24 protein-coding genes and 1 tRNA gene are annotated in these 22,185 nt (G+C 59.0%); 12 read left to right on the top strand and 13 right to left on the bottom strand.

The features are described 5' to 3' along the window. The first annotated feature begins 19 nt into the window (after window positions 1–19). Together ABXH05_RS04740 and ABXH05_RS04735 are read left to right on the top strand one after the other, a co-directional pair. A tRNA-Leu gene (locus ABXH05_RS04740) sits at window positions 20–106 on the top strand. A 127-nt stretch (window positions 107–233) separates the two neighbouring features. Next, window positions 234–2,102: an ABC transporter ATP-binding protein gene (locus ABXH05_RS04735; protein ID WP_353559999.1), complete on the top strand. Its 1,869-nt coding sequence runs from the start codon at window positions 234–236 to the stop codon at window positions 2,100–2,102. A gap of 5 nt (window positions 2,103–2,107) precedes the next feature. Here the strand turns inward: ABXH05_RS04735 and ABXH05_RS04730 are convergent, their stop codons facing one another. After that, window positions 2,108–2,782, bottom strand: coding sequence for a protein tyrosine phosphatase family protein (locus tag ABXH05_RS04730; protein WP_353559998.1), 675 nt, complete (start codon window positions 2,780–2,782; stop codon window positions 2,108–2,110). 242 nt (window positions 2,783–3,024) lie between these two features. Between ABXH05_RS04730 and ABXH05_RS04725 the strand changes: the two genes are divergently transcribed. Beyond that, on the top strand, window positions 3,025–3,441 hold the full coding sequence (locus ABXH05_RS04725; RefSeq protein ID WP_353559997.1) for a hypothetical protein: 417 nt from the start codon (window positions 3,025–3,027) through the stop codon (window positions 3,439–3,441). Between the two features lie 11 nt (window positions 3,442–3,452). Here the strand turns inward: ABXH05_RS04725 and ABXH05_RS04720 are convergent, their stop codons facing one another. Then, window positions 3,453–4,112 carry a TetR/AcrR family transcriptional regulator gene (locus tag ABXH05_RS04720; protein ID WP_353559996.1) on the bottom strand — a complete coding sequence of 220 codons (660 nt, stop codon included), beginning with the start codon at window positions 4,110–4,112 and terminating at the stop codon, window positions 3,453–3,455. Between the two features lie 184 nt (window positions 4,113–4,296). On the opposite strand from ABXH05_RS04720, the gene ABXH05_RS04715 reads away from it, so the two are divergent. After that, window positions 4,297–4,932 (top strand): GNAT family N-acetyltransferase, encoded by a 636-nt coding sequence (locus ABXH05_RS04715; RefSeq protein WP_353559995.1) that lies wholly within the window; start codon window positions 4,297–4,299, stop codon window positions 4,930–4,932. An 18-nt stretch (window positions 4,933–4,950) separates the two neighbouring features. Here ABXH05_RS04715 and ABXH05_RS04710 read toward each other — a convergent pair whose 3' ends face one another. Next, a complete protein-coding gene (locus tag ABXH05_RS04710; RefSeq protein WP_353559994.1) occupies window positions 4,951–5,199 on the bottom strand; it encodes a sulfurtransferase TusA family protein in 249 nt (82 codons plus the stop codon). Window positions 5,200–5,309: 110 nt separating this feature from the next. Between ABXH05_RS04710 and ABXH05_RS04705 the strand changes: the two genes are divergently transcribed. Continuing rightward, window positions 5,310–7,106: a long-chain-acyl-CoA synthetase gene (locus ABXH05_RS04705; RefSeq protein ID WP_353559993.1), complete on the top strand. Its 1,797-nt coding sequence runs from the start codon at window positions 5,310–5,312 to the stop codon at window positions 7,104–7,106. Between the two features lie 75 nt (window positions 7,107–7,181). Here the strand turns inward: ABXH05_RS04705 and ABXH05_RS04700 are convergent, their stop codons facing one another. Both ABXH05_RS04700 and ABXH05_RS04695 read right to left on the bottom strand, forming a co-directional pair. Continuing rightward, window positions 7,182–8,357: an LLM class flavin-dependent oxidoreductase gene (locus ABXH05_RS04700; RefSeq protein ID WP_348135921.1), complete on the bottom strand. Its 1,176-nt coding sequence runs from the start codon at window positions 8,355–8,357 to the stop codon at window positions 7,182–7,184. A 33-nt stretch (window positions 8,358–8,390) separates the two neighbouring features. Continuing rightward, on the bottom strand, window positions 8,391–8,948 hold the full coding sequence (locus ABXH05_RS04695; RefSeq protein ID WP_348137566.1) for a TetR/AcrR family transcriptional regulator: 558 nt from the start codon (window positions 8,946–8,948) through the stop codon (window positions 8,391–8,393). 200 nt (window positions 8,949–9,148) lie between these two features. Between ABXH05_RS04695 and ABXH05_RS04690 the strand changes: the two genes are divergently transcribed. The 3 genes from ABXH05_RS04690 (at window position 9,149) to ABXH05_RS04680 (ending at window position 11,134) form a co-directional block, all read left to right on the top strand. After that, window positions 9,149–10,177, top strand: coding sequence for a zinc-binding dehydrogenase (locus ABXH05_RS04690; RefSeq protein ID WP_353559992.1), 1,029 nt, complete (start codon window positions 9,149–9,151; stop codon window positions 10,175–10,177). A gap of 116 nt (window positions 10,178–10,293) precedes the next feature. After that, window positions 10,294–10,764: a DM13 domain-containing protein gene (locus tag ABXH05_RS04685; RefSeq protein WP_353559991.1), complete on the top strand. Its 471-nt coding sequence runs from the start codon at window positions 10,294–10,296 to the stop codon at window positions 10,762–10,764. 100 nt (window positions 10,765–10,864) lie between these two features. Then, window positions 10,865–11,134: a hypothetical protein gene (locus ABXH05_RS04680; protein WP_353559990.1), complete on the top strand. Its 270-nt coding sequence runs from the start codon at window positions 10,865–10,867 to the stop codon at window positions 11,132–11,134. A gap of 183 nt (window positions 11,135–11,317) precedes the next feature. On the opposite strand, the gene ABXH05_RS04675 is transcribed toward ABXH05_RS04680, so the two are convergent. The 7 genes from ABXH05_RS04675 to ABXH05_RS04645 form a co-directional block, all read right to left on the bottom strand. Further along, window positions 11,318–11,887, bottom strand: coding sequence for a hypothetical protein (locus ABXH05_RS04675; RefSeq protein WP_353559989.1), 570 nt, complete (start codon window positions 11,885–11,887; stop codon window positions 11,318–11,320). 259 nt (window positions 11,888–12,146) lie between these two features. Beyond that, on the bottom strand, window positions 12,147–12,755 hold the full coding sequence (locus ABXH05_RS04670) for a hypothetical protein (RefSeq protein ID WP_353559988.1): 609 nt from the start codon (window positions 12,753–12,755) through the stop codon (window positions 12,147–12,149). Window positions 12,756–12,943: 188 nt separating this feature from the next. Next, window positions 12,944–13,861 (bottom strand): glutathione S-transferase family protein, encoded by a 918-nt coding sequence (locus ABXH05_RS04665; protein ID WP_353559987.1) that lies wholly within the window; start codon window positions 13,859–13,861, stop codon window positions 12,944–12,946. A gap of 30 nt (window positions 13,862–13,891) precedes the next feature. After that, a complete protein-coding gene (locus tag ABXH05_RS04660; RefSeq protein ID WP_353559986.1) occupies window positions 13,892–14,683 on the bottom strand; it encodes a glutathione S-transferase family protein in 792 nt (263 codons plus the stop codon). A gap of 13 nt (window positions 14,684–14,696) precedes the next feature. Next, on the bottom strand, window positions 14,697–15,263 hold the full coding sequence (locus ABXH05_RS04655; RefSeq protein ID WP_353559985.1) for a carboxymuconolactone decarboxylase family protein: 567 nt from the start codon (window positions 15,261–15,263) through the stop codon (window positions 14,697–14,699). Window positions 15,264–15,266: 3 nt separating this feature from the next. Further along, window positions 15,267–16,247 (bottom strand): MBL fold metallo-hydrolase, encoded by a 981-nt coding sequence (locus ABXH05_RS04650; protein ID WP_353559984.1) that lies wholly within the window; start codon window positions 16,245–16,247, stop codon window positions 15,267–15,269. A gap of 29 nt (window positions 16,248–16,276) precedes the next feature. Beyond that, window positions 16,277–16,822, bottom strand: coding sequence for a carboxymuconolactone decarboxylase family protein (locus tag ABXH05_RS04645; protein WP_353559983.1), 546 nt, complete (start codon window positions 16,820–16,822; stop codon window positions 16,277–16,279). A gap of 246 nt (window positions 16,823–17,068) precedes the next feature. On the opposite strand from ABXH05_RS04645, the gene ABXH05_RS04640 reads away from it, so the two are divergent. Together ABXH05_RS04640 and ABXH05_RS04635 are read left to right on the top strand one after the other, a co-directional pair. Next, a complete protein-coding gene (locus ABXH05_RS04640) occupies window positions 17,069–18,637 on the top strand; it encodes a long-chain-fatty-acid--CoA ligase (RefSeq protein ID WP_353559982.1) in 1,569 nt (522 codons plus the stop codon). A gap of 111 nt (window positions 18,638–18,748) precedes the next feature. Continuing rightward, window positions 18,749–20,629, top strand: coding sequence for an AMP-binding protein (locus tag ABXH05_RS04635; RefSeq protein WP_353559981.1), 1,881 nt, complete (start codon window positions 18,749–18,751; stop codon window positions 20,627–20,629). Here the strand turns inward: ABXH05_RS04635 and ABXH05_RS04630 are convergent. Beyond that, complete coding sequence (locus ABXH05_RS04630; RefSeq protein ID WP_353559980.1) at window positions 20,626–21,117, bottom strand: CinA family protein; 492 nt, start codon at window positions 21,115–21,117, stop codon at window positions 20,626–20,628. The genes ABXH05_RS04635 and ABXH05_RS04630 overlap by 4 nt on opposite strands. Window positions 21,118–21,180: 63 nt before the next feature. Between ABXH05_RS04630 and ABXH05_RS04625 the strand changes: the two genes are divergently transcribed. Then, on the top strand, window positions 21,181–21,621 hold the full coding sequence (locus ABXH05_RS04625; RefSeq protein WP_353559979.1) for an MOSC domain-containing protein: 441 nt from the start codon (window positions 21,181–21,183) through the stop codon (window positions 21,619–21,621). After that, on the top strand, window positions 21,618–22,172 hold the full coding sequence (locus tag ABXH05_RS04620) for a DUF924 family protein (protein ID WP_353559978.1): 555 nt from the start codon (window positions 21,618–21,620) through the stop codon (window positions 22,170–22,172). The genes ABXH05_RS04625 and ABXH05_RS04620 overlap by 4 nt, the downstream gene beginning before the upstream one ends. Window positions 22,173–22,185 lie beyond the last annotated feature (13 nt).

Here is a 22,185-nt window from a genome sequence, read left to right as displayed (position 1 = left end):
CTTTATGATCCTTTCTTGGGCCCCTGTGGCGGAATTGGTAGACGCGACAGACTCAAAATCTGTTGGGGGTAACTCCGTGCTGGTTCGAGTCCGGCCAGGGGCACCACGAAGGCTTTCGGGCGGCTGTGGCACATGATCTGTGCGTTTACCCATAGCTGCCACATTCTGGGTTAAGGTAGGGGTCGGCCTAAAATGCGGGCCTGATCCGGATATAGCCCCGGCTGGAGACCATTTTGGCGACCGATAGCCATACCCAAACACCTTCACCTGAGATTGCCAGTGAGCCTGTTGATGCACCAAGCGTCGAGGACCAGTCGAAGGATGTTGTAGTGACTGAGACCTCGGTTCCAAACAACAAACAGCTGGCGATGCGCGTCTGGCGCATGTGGATGGCACCGCAGAAGAAGCGCGTTTTCGGTGCTTTGATCCTGATGGTTCTGGTTGCGGCGACAACGAGTGTTTACCCGTTGTTGATCCAGCAAACACTCGACATGGCGAATGAGCGCAATCCTGACGTGTTCTTTGTGCCGTTGCTTGTGGTCGGCGTTGTCGTGATCAAGTCGCTGTCTCTCTATTTTCAAACCGTTGTTACGAGCTCGATTGTGTTGCGGGTTCTGCAGAAGATGCAGATCGCGATGTTCAACCGATTGCTGACGTCAGACCTCGCACGCCTCAATCGCGAAGCGACCGGCCGCTATCTGTCACGCTTTACCAACGATGTGAGTGTTGTGCGTGAAGGGCTGATGCGTGTGCTGACGAATGCGGTGCGCGATCTGCTGACACTTATCGGTGTTGCGGCTGCCATGATTTACATGGACTGGCTGCTGGCAATTGTTGTGCTGGTGATCCTGCCTCTGGCGGCGGTCCCTATTTCAGCGCTGGGCAAGCGGATGCGCAAAGTATCCGCCGATGCGCAGGCCTATTTGGGTGACATGACGGCGCTGCTGAATGAAAGCCTGTCGGGCGCCCGCATGGTCAAGACCTATGGGCTTGAAGACTATGAGCGCGAACGGTCCGGTACTTTTTTTGAAGGTTTGTATGGCTGGACCATGAAGCTTGTGCGCGGACGTGCGCGGGTTGATCCAACCATGGAGATACTCGGCGGGATTGCCATTGCGGGTGTTCTGTCGTTCAGCGTGTGGCGCATCTTCGAAGGCGCGGGCACGGTTGGTGATTTTACCGGGTTTGTTGCAGCGCTGGCGATTATGGCCCCCTCCGCGCGGGCGCTTGGGACATTGCATGTGGTGTTTCAGGAAAGCATGGCCGCAGTGCAGCGGGTGTTTTCCCTGCTGGATGAAGAGCCGAGCATTCAGGATCATGCAGACGCAAAGCCGCTTGAGGTTCGCGAGGGCAAGGTCAGCTTTAAAGGCGTTGGCTTCAAATATGACGAAGGTGCACCGGCGCTCATGGATTTCTCGCTGGATGTGGCACCGGGCACAACGGTGGCGCTGGTGGGGCCGTCAGGCGCCGGCAAGACGACGGTCATCAATCTCATTCCGCGGCTTTATGATGCCACATCGGGCAGCGTTTCCATTGACGGGCAGGACGTGAAGCAGGTGACGCTGGCGAGCCTGCGCAAGGAAATGGCGATCGTCAGTCAGGACGTGACGATGTTCAACGACAGCGTGCGCGCCAACATTGCATTCGGCCGACTGGATGCGAGCGACGAAGAAATTCGTGCCGCCGCCAAGGTGGCTGCTGCAGATGATTTCATTGAAGCGATGCCTGAGGGCTACGACACCGTCGTGGGTGATCGTGGGGTGAAGCTGTCAGGCGGCCAACGACAGCGTATTGCGCTGGCACGCGCCGTTCTGCGCGATGCGCCGATCCTGCTGCTGGACGAGGCGACCAGCGCGCTGGATGCTGAGAGCGAACGCAAGGTGCAGGACGCTCTGGAAGTTCTGCGCAAGGGCCGCACGACCATTGTGATTGCGCACCGCCTTGCCACCGTGCGTGAGGCAGACATGATCTGCGTCATGGAAAAGGGCCGGGTGGTTGAGCTTGGCAGTCATGATGAGCTTGTGGCAGCGGACAAGCTCTACGCGCGGCTGTGCAAGATGCAGTATTTCTCTGATGAGACGTCGAGCGACGAGGCTCAGTAGCTGGGCTACTCGCGGCGGAGGATGAAGTCGACGAGGATATCCATCGACTTCATGTGCTGGAATTTTCCGTTGAGACCTTCGCGGTCATATTCCGTGTTCACCCATGTCATGAAGTCGATGGGCTCACGGGCGTTGCGCGCTTCGTATTCTTCCAGAAAAGCATCCAGCACGCCGGTCTTGGCCTGGCGGACATGGCCATAGCGCAGCGAAAGCTGGCTCTTGGCCTGGGTCACGGTCTGGCCTTCCTTCAGCATCTGGTAGAGCGCCGAGCCGATGCCGGCCCGATCTGCGCCTGACTTGCAGTGCATGAGGACCGGATACTCGATGGTGCTGAAGATTTCCTGCGCCCGGTTGAGGCGATCCACCTGCGGCGCGCCGCGGCTATCTAGCGGCATATCAATCAGGGTGATGCCGTATTTCTCACACGCTTCGCGCTCCAGCACATAGGAGCCGCAGTCGCGGGCACCGCGCAGATTGAGAATGGTTCTGATGCCGCGCTCTTTTGCCTGCTTCACCTGGTAGGGCCAGGGCTGGCCGGAGCGCCAGGCGCGCTGGGTGATAGGCGATGCCTTGGCAATCAACAGCCGGACGAACCCATGATCTACAAAGATCATGTTCATATAGGTGCGAAAACGCTTGCCGAAGGTCGACAGATTGTCCGCTGTGCGATCGATGGCCATGAAGGTGCAGGTCCGGGTAGGGTGTGTGCGTCAGGCGGGAACATCCAGCCATATTGCGGCGCACTATAGGGAATGGGCGGCAGATTGAAAGCCGTTCGGGGAGACTGCTTCGTGTTCAAATCACACGAGTTCCGCAAAACGTGACTTGCAAGACCACCAGGGGCGCATCCATTTCCCGGCGACACGCATTTGAAAACAAAAACGGTCGATCAATCGGCTGAGATACCGAAGGGGATAAATCCATGAAATCGATAAGTCTGCTGCTGCTGCGCGTGGGCCTTGGCCTGCTCATTCTGATCTGGGCGATGGTAAAGCTGGGCGCGCCAGAGGCCGCCATTGGTGTGTCCGACAAATATTACGGCGGGATGCTGAGCGGTGAGACGCTCATTCTGGTGCTGGGGATTGCTCAGGCGCTGTTGGGCCTGCTGGTCATTCTGGGGTTGTTCCGGGCGCTGGCCTTTCCGGCCATGGTCATTGTGCTGGGGCTTGGGGCTGCTGCCGTGTGGCCGTCGCTGATCGATCCGCTGGGGCTGATCTTCGGTCAGGACAATGTGCAGATCCTGTTCTTCCCGTCGCTGATCGTCTTCTTCGGCACATTGGTGATGTTTGCGTTCCGCGATCAAGACACGTTGTCGCTTGATGCAATCAGGGGCCGCTAGGCGAGCAAGACCTAGTAGCCGGGATTAAGCAGCGTCTTCAGACGTTCGCGAAACTGGGTGGCGGCCTTGGGGTCGTCACCCAGACCTGCGGCAGCATACATCTGCTTGCCGACGATGGCCTCGCCAAAGGCAGTGATGGCCGCCAGCAGCATATAGAACCGCGTCTCTTCTATCTGAGGGCCCGGGCGTCCTGCAGCTTCCGCCTGCTTGACGCTGGCTTCATGAATGAGGTCTGTCAGCTCACTGAGCATCTGGGTGCCTCTACCCTTTTCAGCGCCGTCAGGCTCAGGCTCGACGCGACCCGTCAGGGTCAGCCACGCCAGCAGGCGGGCATGGCCCTTGTCTGACAGGGTGGCAAAGACCTCGTCCATCATGGCGCCGGTATCCACCGGGCCGGACTGGCCTTTTTCAATCACCCCGAACAATGCCTCGCGCAGATGGCGCATGGTGCGCTCCACCAGCGCTGCCACCAGACCTTCGCGGCTTTGGAAGTGGTGCAGGATGGCCGGGTGGGAAATACCCACATCCTTGGCAATATCCTGCAGACGGATGCCTTCAGGGCCGTTGGAGGCCAGACGCTTCTCAGCCGCGTCGAGAATCAGTCGGCGGGCTTCTTCACCCGTACGTCTGACCCGCCGGGGGGCTGCCTGTGTCTTTGTCTCGCTGGCCATATCTGCCCTGGTCCTGATCTGGCCATGCTGGCCAATCTCCTGAATGCCTTGTGGGTCGGGCTTTGGTGGCTTGCCCCCGCACGCAGCGCCTAGGCGGGTTATGCCTGCGTGGGACGGTCATTGGCAAGTTTGGCGCCAAACGGGTAGCGTCGTCAGCCTATTCCAAGGGGATCTGACCAGCTTCATGAGTTCTTCTGCCGCCACACCTGCGCCTGCGTCTTCTGCTCCCAGTGAACAGGAATCAGCCGGGCAATCGCAGATCTACCCCACGCTGGCGCTGCCCATGCGCAGCCGGCGGCTGGTCATTCGTGATTTTGTGCCCGGAGATCTGGGCGCCCTGCATGCCTATTCAGAGCGCCGGGAGGTTACCAAGCATCTGCTGTGGGGCCCCAACTCGGTGGAACAGTCCCGCGCCACGCTGGCGGAGTTCATGACCCAGCAGGGGGCAAACCCGCGCCTGCGATACGATCTGGCGCTGGGCCTGCCGGGCGGCAAAGCCATTGGGGCTGTGTCCATTCATCTTGATGACATTCGGCTTGGCAATGCTGAAATCGGCTATGTGCTGCATTCAGATTACTGGGGCGGTGGTTTTGCGTTTGAAGCGGTGGACGCCTTGACCGCGCACATTTTTGAGCACTGGCCGCTCAACCGGGTGTGGGCGCGCTGCCTTGAAAGCAACAAGGCCTCCAGGCGGCTGCTGGAGCGGCTGGGGATGCGCCACGAAGGCACATTGCTGCGGGCTGAACGCATTGAAGGCGAGTGGCACAATGTCCTGATGTACGCGCTGCTGGCGGATGAATGGCTGGCGGGACGCCGGTAGGCCCCATCTCGGGCGGTTTCAGCCTTTGGATGGCTTGCCGCATTCCACCAGATAGATCAGCGTTTCGTTGTCCTGGCTCGTCTCAATGACCCGGTGTCCCGATTGGGCACAAAAATGCGGCACGTCGATGCGCGAGGCGGGGTCTGTGGCCAGCAAGGTTACCTGTTGGCCGGGCTTCAAGGCGCGCAGGGCCTTTTGCAGCTTCAGCACCGGCAGGGGGCAAAGCAGGCCGATCGCATCAATTTCACCCGGTGCAGCTTTGGTCACGGCTTAAACCCTTACAGTCTCTACGTCTTTTGCGCTGATTGCGTCCGGTTCTGCTTGACCAGAAAACGGTGAAGCCTCTATATCGCAGGCAACGTCTTGGGAGGACACTCGTGCTAAATCGAATTGGAAAAGAAGTCACCTATCTGCGTAGCGCCGTGCGCACGCTCGGCCGTCTGAAGGACATTCAGAAGAACCCGACGCGCACCTGGGCAGATATCATCGAAAACATCGCTGCCACAAAGCCGAACAATGTCGCCATTTATGGCGAAGACGGCAGCACGATGACCTATCGCGAGCTTGATGAGCGCGCCAACCGCTATGCACGCTGGGCGCTGGCCTCCGGTGCCCGTAAGGGCGACGCCGTGGCGCTGCTCATGGAAAACAAGCCCGAATACATCGTGGCCTGGCTTGGTATCGTGAAAATGGGCGCAACAGCTGCCCTCATCAATACCAACCTCACGGGCATGGGGCTTGGTCACTGCCTGAACATCTCAGGCGCTGACCACTGCATTGTTGAATCATCGCTGGCGGACAATTTCTTTGGCGCCAAAGAGCATTTTGACCGCGACATCAAGCCGTGGATCGAAGGCGGCTCTGTTCAGGGTGCTGAAGATCTGAGCTCTGCGCTTGATCTTTATTCTGCCGAACCGCTTCCAGCGGATACCCGCAAGGACCTGAAGCAGGAAGACAACGCGCTTTACATCTACACGTCCGGCACGACCGGTCTGCCGAAAGCTGCGAAGATCACGCATTTCCGGTTGCAGACCATGGCGGGCGGCTTCTCGGCTGCGGCCAATGCGACTGAAAAAGACCGCATGTATGTGGTCCTGCCGCTCTATCACTCTGCTGGTGGTGTATGTGCCGTGGGCACGACGCTTACCGTTGGTGGTTCGGTCATCGTGAAGCGCAAATTCTCTGCCAGCCAGTTCTGGTCTGATTGCGCCAAGTATGATGCGACACTGATCCAGTATATCGGCGAGCTGTGCCGCTATCTGCTGAACTCGGAAGAAAAGCCAGGCGAAAACAAGCACAAGGTTCGCATGGCGGTGGGCAATGGCCTGCGTCCGGAAATCTGGGAGCCGTTCCAGAAGCGGTTCAAGATCCCGCACATCACAGAGTTCTATGGTGCGACGGAAGGCAACATCGCACTCATGAACTATGACGGCACGGTTGGCTCCGTTGGTCGTATTCCTGGCTACGCCAAGAAGACCTTCAATGTGGAAATTGTGAAGTTCGACGTTGAAAACGAAGAGCCTGTGCGCGGCGCCGATGGCCTGTGTGTTGCCTGTCAGCCCGGCGAAGTGGGCGAGGCGATCGGCAAGATCGTTGATGACCCGTCCAAGCCAACGGGCCGGTTTGACGGTTATGCGGATGCCAAGGCGACAGAAAAGAAAATCCTGCGCGACGTGTTCGAGAAGGGCGACAAGTGGTTCCGCTCCGGTGACCTGCTGAAGCAGGACAAGAAGGGCTACTTCTACTTCATGGACCGGATCGGCGACACGTTCCGCTGGAAGGGTGAAAACGTGGCGACATCCGAAGTGGCGGAAGCCATTTCCGTGTTCCCGGGTATTTCCGAAGCCAATGTGTATGGCATGGCCATCAACGGCATGGATGGCCGTGCGGGCATGGTGTCCATGGTGGTTGCGGGCGAACTGAACTGGGACAAGTTCAAGGCGCATCTCGATGCCAACCTTCCCGCCTATTCGCAGCCTGTCTTTGTGCGGCTGCAGCCAGAGGTGGAGATCACCGGCACGTTCAAGCACCGCAAGGTTGACCTTGTGAAGGAAGGGTTTGATCCCGATATGATCGAGGATCCGATCTTCTTCTTTGATGGACGCGAGAAGAAGTATGTGCAGCTGACCAAGGCGCTCTACGACGAAATCCAGACCGGCTCGCTGAAGCTGTAGTCAGCAGCAGGCAGACATGAGAAAAGGGCGGCAGTGAAAACTGCCGCCCTTTTGTTTGTCGCAGCCGTCTGGAATTTATTCAGCGGCAGTCTGAGACTTCTTTTTCTCTTCGTCTTCGTAGTGCTGCTGGATGGTGGTCATGGCAGCTGACATGGCCTGGCCGATGAACTCTTCGGCGTTGTCGGTGGCCCAGCCGAAGCTTTCGCGGCGGGCGTCATTCATCTTTTCGATTTCCGGCGTCACGTGACGCTGCCACAGCTCGTAGGACTTCTTGGTGTTGTCGAAGTCAGCCCAGTTGTGCGCCAGCTGCAGGAAGCAGCCAAAGCCCGGCATCTTTTCTTCAAGGCGCTTGATCTGTGCGATGGCATCTTCCGGTGTGCCGACAATGCCCTGGCCGCTTTCAATCATGGCGTCCAGTGGGTCCTTGTTCTTGTCGGCGTTGGGGGCGGCCATGGGGTTGATGGAGTTGAAGTAGTTGGACCATTTGTGGAAGCCGAACTTCACGTTCTCCATCGCCTTTTCTTTTGTTTCAGCGATGTGGATCGGGCCCACGAGACGCATGCAGTCCGGGTCCATGGTGCGGCCATGTTCCTTGGCGACTTCCTGAGCCACCTGCCAGTTGATGCCCAGGGCGTCATAGCCGCCTTCATTGGTGGCAGCGACGCACAGCATGCCCAGGCCGTATTTACCGGCGAGCTTGCCGCCGGATGGTGTCACGGAACTTGCGACAGCGACTTCAGGATGCGGGTCGGAGTAGGGCGTCAGCTGCAGGCGGGCTTTTTCAAGCTTGTACCATTCGGTTTCCTCAGTGACCGTCTCGCCATTGAAGAGGCGCATGATCACGTCGAGAGCTTCCACCATGCGCGGCCGCTGCTTGGCCACTTCAATGCCCAGCATCATGGCGTCTGACGGCAGCAGGCCTGGCCCTGCGCCAAACATGATGCGGCCCTTGGTCTGATGGTCGAGTTGGATGATGCGGTTGGCGGTGGTCAGGGGGTGGTGATAGGGCAGGGAGACAACACCGGTGCCCAGCTTGATGCGGCTGGTGCGCTCGGCAACGCCCGCAATGAACACTTCTGGCGAGGCAATGATTTCGTAGCCGGCGGAGTGATGCTCGCCGATCCAGGCTTCGTCATAGCCGATGCGATCAAGGTGTTCGATCAGCTCCATGTCGCGCTGAATGCACAGGGTCGGGCTTTCATCCAGGGGATGGAAGGGCGCTAGAAAAATGCCGTTGCGTTTGCGGGCCATGGTTGTTTCCTCCGTATGCGGTTTTTTGGTTTCTTATTGGGTGCGGGGCCTGAGGCCGCCGAGTATCAGGTTCAAGAGATCATCATGCAGTTTGGCGATATCGACCTGGGTGCCGGGGCCTGACCAGCGAACGGTGAATGCCCCCCAGGTGGAAATAAGAGCGGTGGCGGCCAGAGACGGGTCGTTGATGGCGGCAAACTCGCCGGATGCCTGCCCGTCAGCGATGATGCTTTCAACCACATCGACCACTTCGCGGTTGGCGCTTTCAGCGGCTGACACCAGATCCGTCTGGTTGACGAATTCGCGGGCCATCTGGCGCATGACACCGGCATTGGCCTCGTACTCATCCACCAGCAGACGCACGAAGAGGCGCAGGCGCTGCTCGGCGCTGTTGGCAGTGTCAGGGGCGGCGGCAAGGTCGCTTTGCAGGCGATCTACCAGCTGCGCGTTGAACTGCTCTATCAGCGCCGCCTTGCTGGCGAAGTGCAGAAAGAATGTCGCCTTGGCGATACCGGCGGCGTCGCAGATTTCCTCGATGCGCACGGCGTCGAAGCTGCGCTGGGCAAAAAGCTGCATGGCTGCATCAAAGATATGACGCCGGGTGCGGGCCTTGCGCTGGGTGCGCTTGTCGCCGGATTTTATGGTGGATGGTGTGGAGATGGCGCCGGGTCCCTGCGTTTTTGGTTTTATAGACTCCAGTCTAGTTTTCTCCAGCGCTTTGAGTCAAAGTCGTCGTAGACCCAAAAAGGGCAGAAACGACAAAAAGAAAACGCGTTAGAGGGAGTTGAGCCATGAAAGCCGCCATTTTTCACGAGGCAGGCAAGCCGCTGACCATTGGTGAGGTGGCATCGCCGGACCCGGGACCCCATGAGCTGGTCTTGAAGGTGCACGCTTGCGGCATTTGTGGCTCTGACCTTCACTGCACCGAGCACGGGCCGTTTGTGCTGCCCGGCAACACGGTGATGGGGCACGAGTTTTCTGGCGAGGTGGTTGGCCTTGGCACCGAAGTGGCCGGGCGCTTTGCAGAAGGTGACCGGGTAACAGCATTGCCGATCATCGTGCCGCCGATCCCGCCGGCCGGTCAGGAAGACATCGAGCCCTGGCTGCGGTCGGATGTGCAGACGATTGGGCTGGGTGTGGTGCCCGGTGCCTATGCGGAATATGTGCGGGTGGGTGTCAGCCAGACCAAGAAGCTGCCGGAAGCGGTCTCCTACGAAATGGGTGCGCTTGTGGAGCCACTGGCTGTTGGCCTGCATGCGGTCAACCGGGCCGAGATGCGCTCGGGCGACAATGTGCTGGTGCTGGGCGCGGGGCCGATTGGTCTGGCGAGCATTGCCTTTGCACAGCGTATGGGCGCGGCGAACGTTATTGTCAGTGAGATGACGGACCAGCGCCGGGCCCTGGCTGAAAGTGTGGGCGCCACGGGCACCATTGATGCCAAGGGCAATGTGCTTGAGCAGTTTGCCGAGCTTACCGGCGCCATGATGCCTGACGTGGTGATTGAAGCGGTGGGCATTCCCGGCATGATTCAGCAGGCCATCGATTTTGTGAAACCCAAGGGCCGTGTGGTTGTTGTGGGCGTGTGCCAGCAGCAGGACCAGATGATGCCGATGATGGCGATCATGAAGGAAGTCGGCGTGCAGTTTGTGCTGGGCTATGAGCCGCGTGACTGGGACACGGTTCTGTCCTTCATGGCCGGCGACCGCCTGAAGGTGGACCATCTGGTGACGCACCGGGTGGGCTTTGAGGCGTTCCCGGACGCGTTTGAAGCGCTGCGGACGCCAAGTGACCAGTGCAAGGTGATGCTGAAACCCGAGTAGCGATCACGCCTGTTCACGGACGGCCTGCTGAAGTGTGAAGCGGTGTGGGTTGCGTGATGCTGCCTGCGTTGTGATGTTCATCGGCACAAACAGTCTATCGCATGGGGGATATAATCATGCTTCGTTGGATCATTCTTGCCGGCACTCATGGCGGCGCACTCGCGGTCGGGTTTGCTCTTGGTATCTATCTGTTGCCTATTCTCACCGCGCCCGAAGGGCCGGGGGAAGAAGTCCTGGCGCAGAGTGCTGCGTCTGCCGTTTTTGAAGCGGAGTTCACCCGCGAGCTGGCGGGCAGTGACTTTCTGCATTGGGGCGAAGGCACCGTCAGCATTACGCCGACACAGGTGGTGCACACAGGCGCGCTTGCTCCGGGACCGGACTATCAGCTGTATCTGGCGTCTGAGTTTGTCGAGGATGAAGCAGGCTTTGAACGCATCAAGGCCTCAGCAAAGCGCATCGGCAGTGTAAAGACTTTTGACGGGTTTCTGGTTGATGTGCCCGAGGGTGTGAATGTCGCCGACTACTCCACCGTCATCGTGTGGTGCGAGAGCTTTGGCGAATTCATCACGGCTGCGAAGTATCAGTAACGGGTGCTGTGTCTCGACTATGCAAATTCTTTGATTGCACTCATTGCGGGTTTTAAGCTGTAATTTCCTTTTCTAAGTCTGGAAAGGGGGGGCACGCATAATGGAACCGCATATTGTTGACGATGCAAAGAAGGCTGCCAAAAGCTACGAGAAGCTGATGGCGGAAAGCGCACAGGAAGGCGGCGTTGTGGTCTGCGAAGGCCGCGGGTCGCCTTGTATTTTCATGTGGACCGACTGCAACGGCAAACTGAAGAAGAAGAAAGTTCAGCCGGGTGGGTCAGCCAAGGTAAAAATCAAAAAGGTCTTCTTCGAGAATGGCAAAGCCGTTGAGAAATGCGTGTCAGAGACTTGGAAGTGTCCCAAAAAATAGCATGAGATCCTCCACGTGGCTTTCCGGTATGAGCGTTGGTGAATTCATCACGGCTGCGAAGTATCAGTAGGTCGTAGCTCTTGTGCATGACCCGGATCCACTCTTATCGGCTATGCCACGCAGCAACCGCGAGTAGGCCCCGGGTCAAGCCCGGGGACACGGTGGTCGATTGTTGATCCGGGTTTAACTGCGTGGCGTTTGGGCCAGAGCTGCATGCAGGACGCCGAGCCATGGGGCCTGTTCTTCCATGGGGGCGGCTGAGCGGATCAGGCCACGGCCCAAGGCGTCATCCCAGGTGAGTGTGCCGGCCAGAAGATTGTCGATCACGTAGCGTGTCGTGAAGAAGCGCGGGCCTTCGCCTTCGAGGCTGATGCCGCGCAAATCGGCGCTTGGGCCACCGGTGCTTGCTGTCAGTTCCAGCCAGCGGAATTCATGGATCAGCAGGATATGGGCGCTGCCGTCAATATGCGGCCCGGTTGACAGGCTCGCCAGACGTTCATCGAGAGCCGCAACGGTGACGCTGGTTTTGTCGGCACGCCACTCATGCTGCAGTTGCCCGGTTTCCGGTGTCCATCTCTCACCGTGCAGGAAGCCCTTCTCGGTTTCAGCGATTTCGGCCTGAAGAACGCCTTCGGCTTCCGGGAAGATGTTGAACAGCATGGCCAGCATGACAGCGCCGCCGCATGCGGATGCCGGCGTGGCAAGCAGTGATGCAATGACGGCGGTTCCTGCCAGTCGACCCAGACGGTTCATTCCGTATTCCCCCGTTACCCGCCTTCGTTGCAGGCGTTGGGCAGAGTATAGCACATCTTGTGCATGGCACCTGATCGGCAGGCGGTCAGCTTTTAAACCCGGCAGCACCCAGAAGCCTGCCCGTGGGAAGTGCACGACGACCTCGCCAACGCGTTTGTCGCTGCGTTTGATGGCGATGTGGTTTATGCTGGCCTTGATCTGCCACCCGTCCATGCGGGCTTATGGACAGCTTGTCACCCCCAGCTTTGCCCGAGGCAGGTTACCATCGCGGTGACGGGTCAGGCGTGAAATTATCCAACACGTCCGAAGGTGGTTCACCGAGTTTCCTGAGAAAGTCGAGTAGCGCCTCTGCATCGATAGCAAGCGTATTGTCGCCCACATATCGCGCGCTCACACCACGCGGTACGGTATAGAATTTGGCAACTCTATCGAACAGAAACTCGCTCTCCACACGCTTTCCATACGTGACATGGTCAAACTGGTATCCTGGAAGAAGCCCATCGCACCGGGCCAGTTTTTCCGCGACATCGCGTTCAGGAATAGGAATTCGGTCAGCCAGCGGCTGGCTGTAGAAGTCGTTGAGCCATGCTTCAGGATTTTCCCAGTATTTCAGGAACAATATGTAGCGCTGGCCTTCCTCAAGATATCCGTGTCTCCCGAATGTTATGCGCTTGGGCACAGCGTGTGCATCGACAGGCCTTATGGCTTCTATCAACCGGGCTTCGTATTGAACACCGCACGTGTCCGACTCTTCTTCGATGCGGCGTGATGACGTTATCTCGAACACAGCTGCCAGATCGGATGCATCGTGCGCGTACTTGAAATCCACGCTGCGAATGGTGGCGTGCGATGAGTCGTTCGGTAACACCGAGAAAAGTGCCAAAGCGATAGCTGCATGGAACGGTCGGCGCACTGTCCTTCTCCGTTGGTGCTGTACGTTCGTGCTGACATTGGGAAAGCTATCATACTTGCCCAAGCGTGGGCCTCTCAGGCCATGTCCCGTATCTCCGAGATTGATCCGGAGTCCACTCTCTTTGGCTGTGCAGCGGCCTCCCTTTAGCCGGGCAAAACCCAGAAGCCTGCCCGTGGGAAGTGCACGACGACCTCGCCAACGCGTTCGTCGGTGCGTTTGATGGCAATGTGGCTGGCGCTTGATGAGACGAGGGTGCCGGCTATCGGGTCGCGGCCATAATCATCGGCCATTACCTGCACCGCCATGCCGGGTTTGAGGCCATTTGGCTCGTGGGGGTCTTCCTGCTCGTAGGCTGTGCTGGTGGCCTCTTTGGCAATCGTGATGGCTTCCTCGTTGCTCATTTCGTGGCGGGTGCCGTGTCCGATGTTGCGCACGCGCAGCTCCCAGGCCTGCACGGCCTTGAAAGTGTCGAACAGGTCGCCGCCGTCGGGGTTGGCGGCGCGGGCAAACCAGATGTTGTAGTAGGCAGAGGCATCCGTCAGGCCGGGCTTGTCGCCGAGCAGGAATTTGCGTCCGTCCGCGAGCTGGCTTTCCAGCATCGCCAGGTGGGCACGCATCTGTTCGAGCATGATGGGAACAGCCTGCTTCATTTCATCGGTGTTGAAGGAGCGGCCTGAGAGCGCCTCACGGTCCTTCTTGAAGCTTTCATCCACATGCTCACCGATGCTGCCGAAGGTGATGGCGACATTGGCCTGGAACACTTCGCGGTCTGTCCAGAAACCCATGGCGGCACCAAGCCCGTTGCCGTCCGGCAGGGCCGTTGTGGGGAAACGGCGCTCCAGTTCGCGGACGATGATCTGGCTGTCGCAATAGATGTCTGCACCGATCTGCATCACGGGGATCTTGCGGTAGCCGCCGGTCAGGCATACCAGGTCCGGCTTGGGCATGATGACCGGCTGGTCAACTGCGTGCCATTCAATGCCCTTGATGCCGAAGATGACCCGCACTTTTTCAGAGAAGGGCGAGATTTCGTACTGATGAAAGATGATCTTGTCGGACATGTGAATTGTCTCCGGAGGCGGATGAAGGATTTACGCGAAGGGCCAGACGAAACGAATGGTGTCGTTCTTGATGCCGTCGACCACAATGTCGAGTCCGCCGGAGCGGACCATCCACTCAAGGCGATGATCGCGGTACTGGCGCTTGAACTGGCCGGTTGAGATGAGGTCGCCAACCTGTGCCATGTCGCTGAGGGAGGCGACGGCCTCTTCCTGGGTCGGTTTGACTGAGGGGCGTTCGTTGGCGCGCGCCAGCCACTGGCCAAGGGGGCTTGTTGCTTTCGGGCCAAGGTCAAAGCCTGCAGCGCCGTTGATGAGCGGTACGATGGCGCAGTCGGCATAGCCGAACATGTCGCCCCCGAACCATTGATTGTCTGCCAGATGGGTTTCGAGCCAGGCGTGGGCCTGTGCCAGCTGTTCTGCGGCCGCGGCCGTCAACCTGTCCGCATCCGGACCGGTGGCCCGCTTGAAGAAATGGATTTCGCCCAATGCCCAGGTGATGGCCTCGTAGTGGGTATCCATCACTTCTTCGAGCATGCGCAGGTGGGCGCGCTCTGCCGGTGCCTTGGGCAGCAGGGCGGGTCGGGACCAGGTTTCTTCGATGTATTCAAGGATGATGGTCGACTCGAAGAGGGTCACGTCCCCATGGATCAGCGCCGGAACTTCGATGCGGGGGGACGCGTCGCGAAACTCGCCGCCCGCAAGGCCGGTGCCGATTGAGTCCGGCATCTTTGCCGTGAACGCGACGTCTTTTTCGCGCAATGCGATTTTGCACTTCTGGGCATAGGGCGAGAGGGGGTGTTCGTAGAGAGTAACGTCTGCCATGGGGTCGGCCTTTTCAGGATGCGTTTGATACGCCGGATGCGATTTTCTCAAGGCGACCTTCGGGGACCGGGCCGGACTCGATTTCTATGTCCATGGTCTCAAGGAAGGAGCAGACCATCTGGTAGACGCCGATGACAACGAGAAGTTCTGTTGTCTGGTTGTCTCCCAGATGGGCGTGTACCGCATTGAACGTCGTGTCTGTCGCGCGGGTGTTTTCCACCACGTCGTCCGCGAAGGCGAGGGCTGCATTCTCGATCTCTGTGAGAAGCGGCGACGGCAACGGGGCGCCCGCAGCCATAATGCGGTCTTCGGTCATGCCAAGCTCGCGGGCGACGCGTTCATGGTGCCAGACTTCATACTGGGCACTGCGGCTGTGGCCGACGCGCAGGATCACCAGTTCGCGTAACTCGGGATCAAGGCTGCCGTCATTGAGATAGGCATTCACCAGCGCCATGAAGGGTGCAAAGGCTGTGCCTGACCGGGCCATCATCTTGAAGACATTGAGGTCCGGTAGGTCGGCCAGGAGAGCAGCGTTTTCAGGCGTGATATCGCCTGTATCGGGATAGGGGATGCGTGGCACGTATCAGCCTCTGCGTTTGTCGAGTTCAGCCATCCAGCCGAACAGGGTGGCGGTGTCCGGGCGGGGATCGCCGGAAAACTCGTGATAAAGCGTTGCGACATTGACCGCGATGCGTTCGCCGTCGCCCCAGCTGTCATAGTCGCTCATGTCGATGTCCTGCGCTGCCTCAAAGCACGAGAGGCCGGCGTCATAACGTTTGCGGGCTTCGTCGCGGACATAGACCAGATATTGCTGCAGGGCTTTGACGCCGCGTTTGTCCGTGATGGGGCCGTGGCCGGGCACGACCGTATCCACATCCATGGCGCAGATGGCGTCGCAGGCGTTGATCCAGTTTTCGACAGGGCCTTCCCACAGGATGGGGTGGCCTTCGATGAAGAGAATGTCGCCGGTGTAGACGGTCTTGTTGTCAGGCACGTGCACGATGATGTCGCCGGGGGTATGCGCCGGGCCGACGCTCAGCAGATGCACATCCTTGTTGCCGACCTTGCGCGTGAGAGAGCCTTCAAAGGTGGTGGTCGGCAGGGTGGGCGTCACGCCCTTGAAGTCAAACACACCAAAGCACTTGGTGAGATAGGCTCCGAGGTCACCAAGGTCGGGTGCGGCCTCGAGGAACCCCACGAGCATCTCCGGTGGCTCATGGGCCATGGCTTCGGCAGCCAGCTTGTGGGCAATGATCTCAGCGCCCTCGCAGCACTCATTGCCGTAGCAGTGGTCGCCATTGTGGTGGGTGTTGACCAGCATGCCGATGGTGTCAGCCGCCTTGGGTTCGGCCTTGCGATAGGCATCCAGCATGTCGCGTGTGAGCGGCACGTCGAACAGGGTGTCGACAATGAGCGACTGATCGCCATCGACGATCATGCCGGAGTTGGACCAGCCCCAGCCGCCGTCCGGCTGGAGCCACGCATAAGCGCCGTTGCCCAGCTCATGCAGGCCCTTGGTGTAGGTGTATTTGGGAATGCCCAAGCCGGTTACGTCGCTGGCCATGGTCTGTCTCCTGCTGTGTGCGTGGGTTGCTATTTGGTGCGGGTGACCCTGGCGAGATCAGGGACTTCGCCGTCCTCGAGGTCAACCTCGAATGTCTCAAGGTAGCGGGACACCAGCATGTAGAAACCGATGGTGATGGTGAGTTCCTGCAACTGACGGGCGCCCAGCTTGTCGAGCAGGGGATTGAATGTCGCATCGGACGCTTTCACGTTCTTGAGCACATCATCGGTATAGGCCATGACCTGAGCTTCGATCTGCGTCAGGTCGTTGGTGTCGCCGGTGCGGGCTGCTGAGATCAGCTCCTCGCGCATTTTCATCTGGCGCGAAATCGTTTCGTGCTGCTGCACTTCATAGGCCGCGCCGGACAGGTGGCCGACGCGCAGGATTGCCAGTTCACGCAGCTCCGGGTCGAGTTCCGTCTCAGACAGGATGCCGCCGCCGAACTGCATGAAGCGGCCAAACAGGGGACCTGTATGTGCCAGCATACGGAAGATGTTGATGGGTGGAGCGTTCTCAAACGCCTTGGCGGAGAGGCCCTCCAGCGTGCTGGGGTCTGCGTAGTCGATGCGTGCCATTGTGTTCCCTCGTGTATCCGGTCTTTTTGCAACGTGTTCTTGTGAATTTGACACTCTGTCAGTGGCCGGAGCAGCAGCATAAACCGCTGTCTGCCCGCAAAGCGAGCAGACTCGGGGCAGATTCACTGCAAAAAAGCACAGTATGTTGCGGGTTGTGATTGCCAGCGTGCTGCCACGCGCTAGACTTGTCCCCAAGCGAAGACGCTAAAGCCCCGGAATAAAATGGGGCATCTTGGGGAGCGACATATGATTGATTTCGACAACATCAAAGTGATTGGTGACATCACGCGTTATCAGGCGCGGACACGTCCCGACCACATTGCGCAGATTTTTGAAGGTCGTGAGACGACCTATGGCGAGTTGGACAAACGCGCCAGCCAGGTCGGGCAGGGGCTGATTGCTGAAGGCATGAAGAAGGACGGCCGCATTGCCTTCATGGGCAAGGGCTCGGACCACTACTTTGAAATGCTCAACGGGGCCTTCAAGGCCGGGTCGGTTGTGGTTGGCGTCAACTGGCGTCTGGCCGGGCCGGAAGTTGAATACATCTTCAACGACAGCCACTCGGAAATCGTTTTCGTCAGCGAAGACTTCTACGACATTGTCGGCGCGGCGCTGCCGAACTGCCCGAAGATCCGCAAGGTCATCGCTCTTGATGGCGGCCATGCGGAATGGGAATCCTTCACGGAGTGGCGTGACAAGTTCGAGGCCACGGACCCGCATGTGGAAATGGGGCCGGACGACGACATCATTCAGCTCTACACGTCAGGCACCACCGGTTACCCAAAGGGCGTGCAGCTGACCAACGCCAACTATATTTCTGTTCTGGATCAGGCAGAGCGTGCCGGCTGGGCACAGTGGGAGCCTGAAGACAAAAACCTTGTGGTCATGCCGCTGTTCCATGTGGCTGGCGTGAATGTGGGCGTGATCGGCCACGCGCAGGGCTGCACCAACATCATCATGAAGGATGTGGATCCGGCAGGCATTCTGGATGCCATCACCGAGCAGCGCGTGTCCATTGCGTTCATGGTGCCGGCGGTGATCCTGTTCCTGACCATGATGCCGAATGTGAAAGAGGTGGATTACTCCTGCCTTCGCTACATTCTCTATGGTGCATCTCCCATTCAGGAAGATCTGCTGCTGCAGGCACAGGACATCTTCAAGTGCAACTTCATTCAGGTCTATGGCCTGACGGAGACGACCGGCGGTGGCACCGTGTTGCGGCCTGAAGACCATGATCCTGCACGCGGCAAGCTGCGGTCATGTGGTCAGCCAAGCCCGGGTGTTGAAATCCAGATCATTGATGAAGACGGCAAGGAAGTGCCGACCGGTGACGTGGGTGAAATCATCATCAAGTCCGGCTGCATCATGAAAGGCTACTGGAACCGTCAGGAAGCCACTGAAGGGGCGATCAAGAACGAGTGGTTCTACACCGGTGACGCTGGTTACAAGGACGACGAAGGTTTCGTCTACATTCATGACCGGGTGAAGGACATGATCGTGTCCGGCGGTGAGAACGTGTACCCGGCGGAAGTCGAGAATGCGCTCTTCAAGCATCCAGAGATTGCTGATGTGGCGGTTGTCGGTGTGCCGGATGAAAAATGGGGCGAGGCTGTGAAGGCCATTGTGGTGCCCGAGCAGGGCAAGTCACCGGACCCCAAGGAAATCATCAACTGGGCGAAGACACAGATCGCGGGCTACAAGGTGCCCAAGACTGTGGACTTCATCGAAGCGCTGCCGCGCAACCCGTCGGGCAAGATTTTGCGCCGCGAGCTGCGTGATCCGTTTTGGGAAGGTCACGACCGCAAGGTCGGCTAGCCCGGTTACAGACCAGACGACGAGACGAAAGGCGCGCCCGAACATCCAGACTTGGATAGGGGCGCGCCTTTTGTGCTTTAGTGGGAAAAAACATATCCGAGGACATGCCCCATGAGTGAAGCTGCGAAAGTTGACGATAGCCTGCCCCCCTTCAAGCCATTGCCGCAGAAGCCGCCGAAAGTAACGGTCGAGCATCTGCCGGATGGGTCCATCACCATTGCCTCCGACTATCCTCTGGAGGACATGCCGCGCAGCGTGCCGCACATGCTGGAAGAGGCTGCCGCTACGTATCCTGACCGCAATTTCATCGGTGAACGCGACATGGCCGGTGAGTGGCAGTTCGTTACCTATGGAGATGCAAACACAAAGGCGGACGCCATCGCGACCGCCCTGTTGGCGCGGGGCATGGGGCCGGACACGCCGATCATGGTGCTGTCGGGCAATGCCATTGAGCATGGTGTGCTGATGCTGGGTGCCATGAAGGCGCGGGTACCTGTAGCGCCGATTTCTGTTCCCTATTCACTGATGAGCCCGGGGCACGAGAAGCTCAAGCATGTGGTGGCGGTCGCAAAGCCGAAGATGATCTATGTGGACAATGCGGAGCTGTTTGCCGGTGCCATTGCGGACATCGACATGGACGGCATCGAGCTTGTGGTGTGTGAGGCCAAGTCGGGCGGCGCAGACAAGGTGCCTGCCGGGGCGATCACCTATGAAGGCCTGTGTGCCACGGCCATTGATGCGGCTGCGGTCAAGGCCAGCATGGACAAGATCACCCACGAGACTGTTGGCAAGTATCTGTTTACGTCCGGCTCCACAGGCATGCCAAAGGGCGTGTTGCAGACCCATGGCATGATGTGTGCGGTGGTGGCCGGGCAGGATGCCCTGCGCGATGAGCCGGTGGACCCGGACGACGTACCTGAAACGCTTGAGTGGATGCCGTGGAACCATATTTCTGCAGGCAATATCAGCTTCAACAACGTATTGAAGAACGCAGGCACGCTGTATCTGGACGCGGGCAAGCCGATCCCCGGCATGTTTGACCAGACGATTGCCAATCTGCGCGAGGTGTCGCCGCAGGTATTTGGATCGGCGCCCATTGCCTTTGCGATGCTGGCTGATGCGATGGAGCGCGACGAGGCCCTGCGCAAGAGCTTCTTCGCCAAGCTCAAATATATGGCCTATGGCGGCGCCACGCTTTCCAACGATCTGTATGACCGCATGCAGGCGCTCGCCATTGCCGAAACCGGCATGCGGATGCCGCTGACGACCATGTATGGGGCGACGGAGACGCAGGGCATTACGGTGGTGCACTGGATCACCGAGCGCGTGGGGCTGATCGGCCTGCCGCTGCCGGGGCTGACGCTCAAGCTTGTGCCCAACGGCACCAAGAAGGAAGTGCGCGTCAAAGGACCAACGGTAACGCCGGGCTACCTGAATGACCCGGACAAGACGGCGGACGCGTTTGACGAAGACGGCTTCTACAAGCTGGGAGACGCGGGCAAGTTTGTTGATCCGGATGATCCCGCACAGGGCCTGATTTTCGATGGACGGGTGACCGAAGACTTCAAACTGTCGTCGGGCACATGGGTGTCGGCGGGCACGTTGCGGGCTGATGTTGTGGCGGCGGCGTCGCCGCTGTTGCAGGACGCAGTGGTGTGCGGGCTCGACAAACCCTTTGTGGCGCTGCTGGCCTGGCCGAACATGGCAGCTGTTACGGAGCTGGCAGTTGGTGCATCAACGCCTGAGGACATGGTGAAACACCCAGCGGTTGTTGCGGCGGTCAAGGAGAAGATCGCAGCGCATAACAAGGATGCTGGTGGGTCGTCAGCGCGCATCAAACGGGTGCACCTGATGACCGAGCCTCCGTCCATTGATGGGCATGAGATTACGGACAAGGGCTACATCAATCAGCGGGCCACACTTGAGCGCCGAGCCGCGTTGGTTGACGTGCTCTATGCAGATGATCCTGACGACCAGGTGATTGTCATCTAGCCGTCGGCCTCTGCCATGCACTCCAGCAGCAGCTCGAGCTGGGCCTTGCCGAAGGCGCGCATGTTGTCGATGCGGTTGTCCATGCCTGTTTCTACCAGCCGGGCGTCTGAGACCGGGCCGGACACGGCCACCACGGCTGTGCCGGGCTTGGGACCGTAGGGCGAGCCTGCGGGACCGGCAGCGCCCATCTCACTGGTGGTCCAGTCGCATTGCATCTGGCGGCGGTAGCCGTCGGCCAGTTCCTGCGCAAAGGCGGGCGTGAGGGGTTCAAGCCCCTTGAGGTTCAAGGTTGTGCGGTCTCGGATGGCGCGGCCTGCCTGAGGCGTGTAGATGACCGTGCCGCCCAGAAAGAATGCCGAGGCACCGGGCTGGGCAATAAGGGCTGCGGAGACAAGGCCGCCGCCGGCACTTTCGCCGATGGCGATGGCTTCGCCGCGGGCCTTGAGAGTTTCTGCAACCTTTTGTGCAAGCGGCAGGAGCGTTTCCAAATTGTCAGCCTTTGTTGAGTGGGGCAGGGTTCACGCCTGCACATTGCTTGAGGAACAGAATGCATGAGTGGACGTGTTCTTGCCATCGCCCGTTGCCTTGTAAAGCGCGGGCCGATGGAATTGTTGCCTGAAACGGCGATCAGTCTTGATAAAGGCGTTGAGGGGGACCCTCGCGGCCACAAGAAAGGTCGTCAGGTTACTGTCATGTCGCGCGAGGCATGGGAGGCTGCTTGCACTGACCTTGGCAAAGAGCTGGACTGGACAACCCGGCGGGCGAACGTGCTGGTGGAAGGCGTTGATCTGGCCTTTACCAAGCATCGGCAGCTGCGCATTGGTGAGGTACTTTTCACCATCGCCATGCAGACGCAGCCCTGCTTCTTGATGGATGAGTTTGAGAACGGCCTGCGCGACGTGTTGAAGCCTGACTGGCGTGGCGGGGCCTGTTGCAAGGTTGAAAAGGCAGGCATCATTCGGGTGGGTGATCCTGTGGAGGTATTGGCGTGAGCGATGTAACGGCACATGACGTGGTAGACTTCTGGCTGACGGCGGGGCCCAAAAAATGGTTCAGCAAGGACGATGCGTTTGACGCTGAAATAGCCACTCGGTTTGGCGATGCTGTGGTGGCAGCGGGCGACGGCGCATATGCGGACTGGGCAAGCACTCCCGAAGGTGCGCTGGGACTGGTCATTTTGATGGACCAGTTTCCACGCAATCTGCATCGCGGATCGGCCAAGGCTTTTTCCTATGATGCGCGGGCGCTGGCCGTAACGCAGCAGGCGATTGCGGACGGTCACGACATGGCCACGGACGAGGAGAACCGTTCGTGGTTCTACATGCCCTTCATGCATTCAGAAGAGCTTGATGATCAGGAGCGATGCATTGAGCTGGTGCGCGAGCGGTTGCCCAAGGCGGAAGGCACGTTGAAATTCGCCATTCTGCATCGCGATCTGATTGCGCGTTTTGGTCGGTTTCCCCACCGGAATGTGCTTTTTGGTCGTGAGAGCACCCAGGATGAAGAAAATTACCTCTCTAGCGACGGGGCTTTTTCCGGCTAGACTGCGGGCAACA

The sequence above is a fragment of the Pyruvatibacter sp. HU-CL02332 genome, assembly GCF_040362765.1.
Lineage (GTDB): Bacteria > Pseudomonadota > Alphaproteobacteria > CGMCC-115125 > CGMCC-115125 > Pyruvatibacter.
The sequence above is the reverse complement of the archived record's forward strand: the minus strand, read 5'-3'. Positions and strand labels throughout refer to the sequence as shown.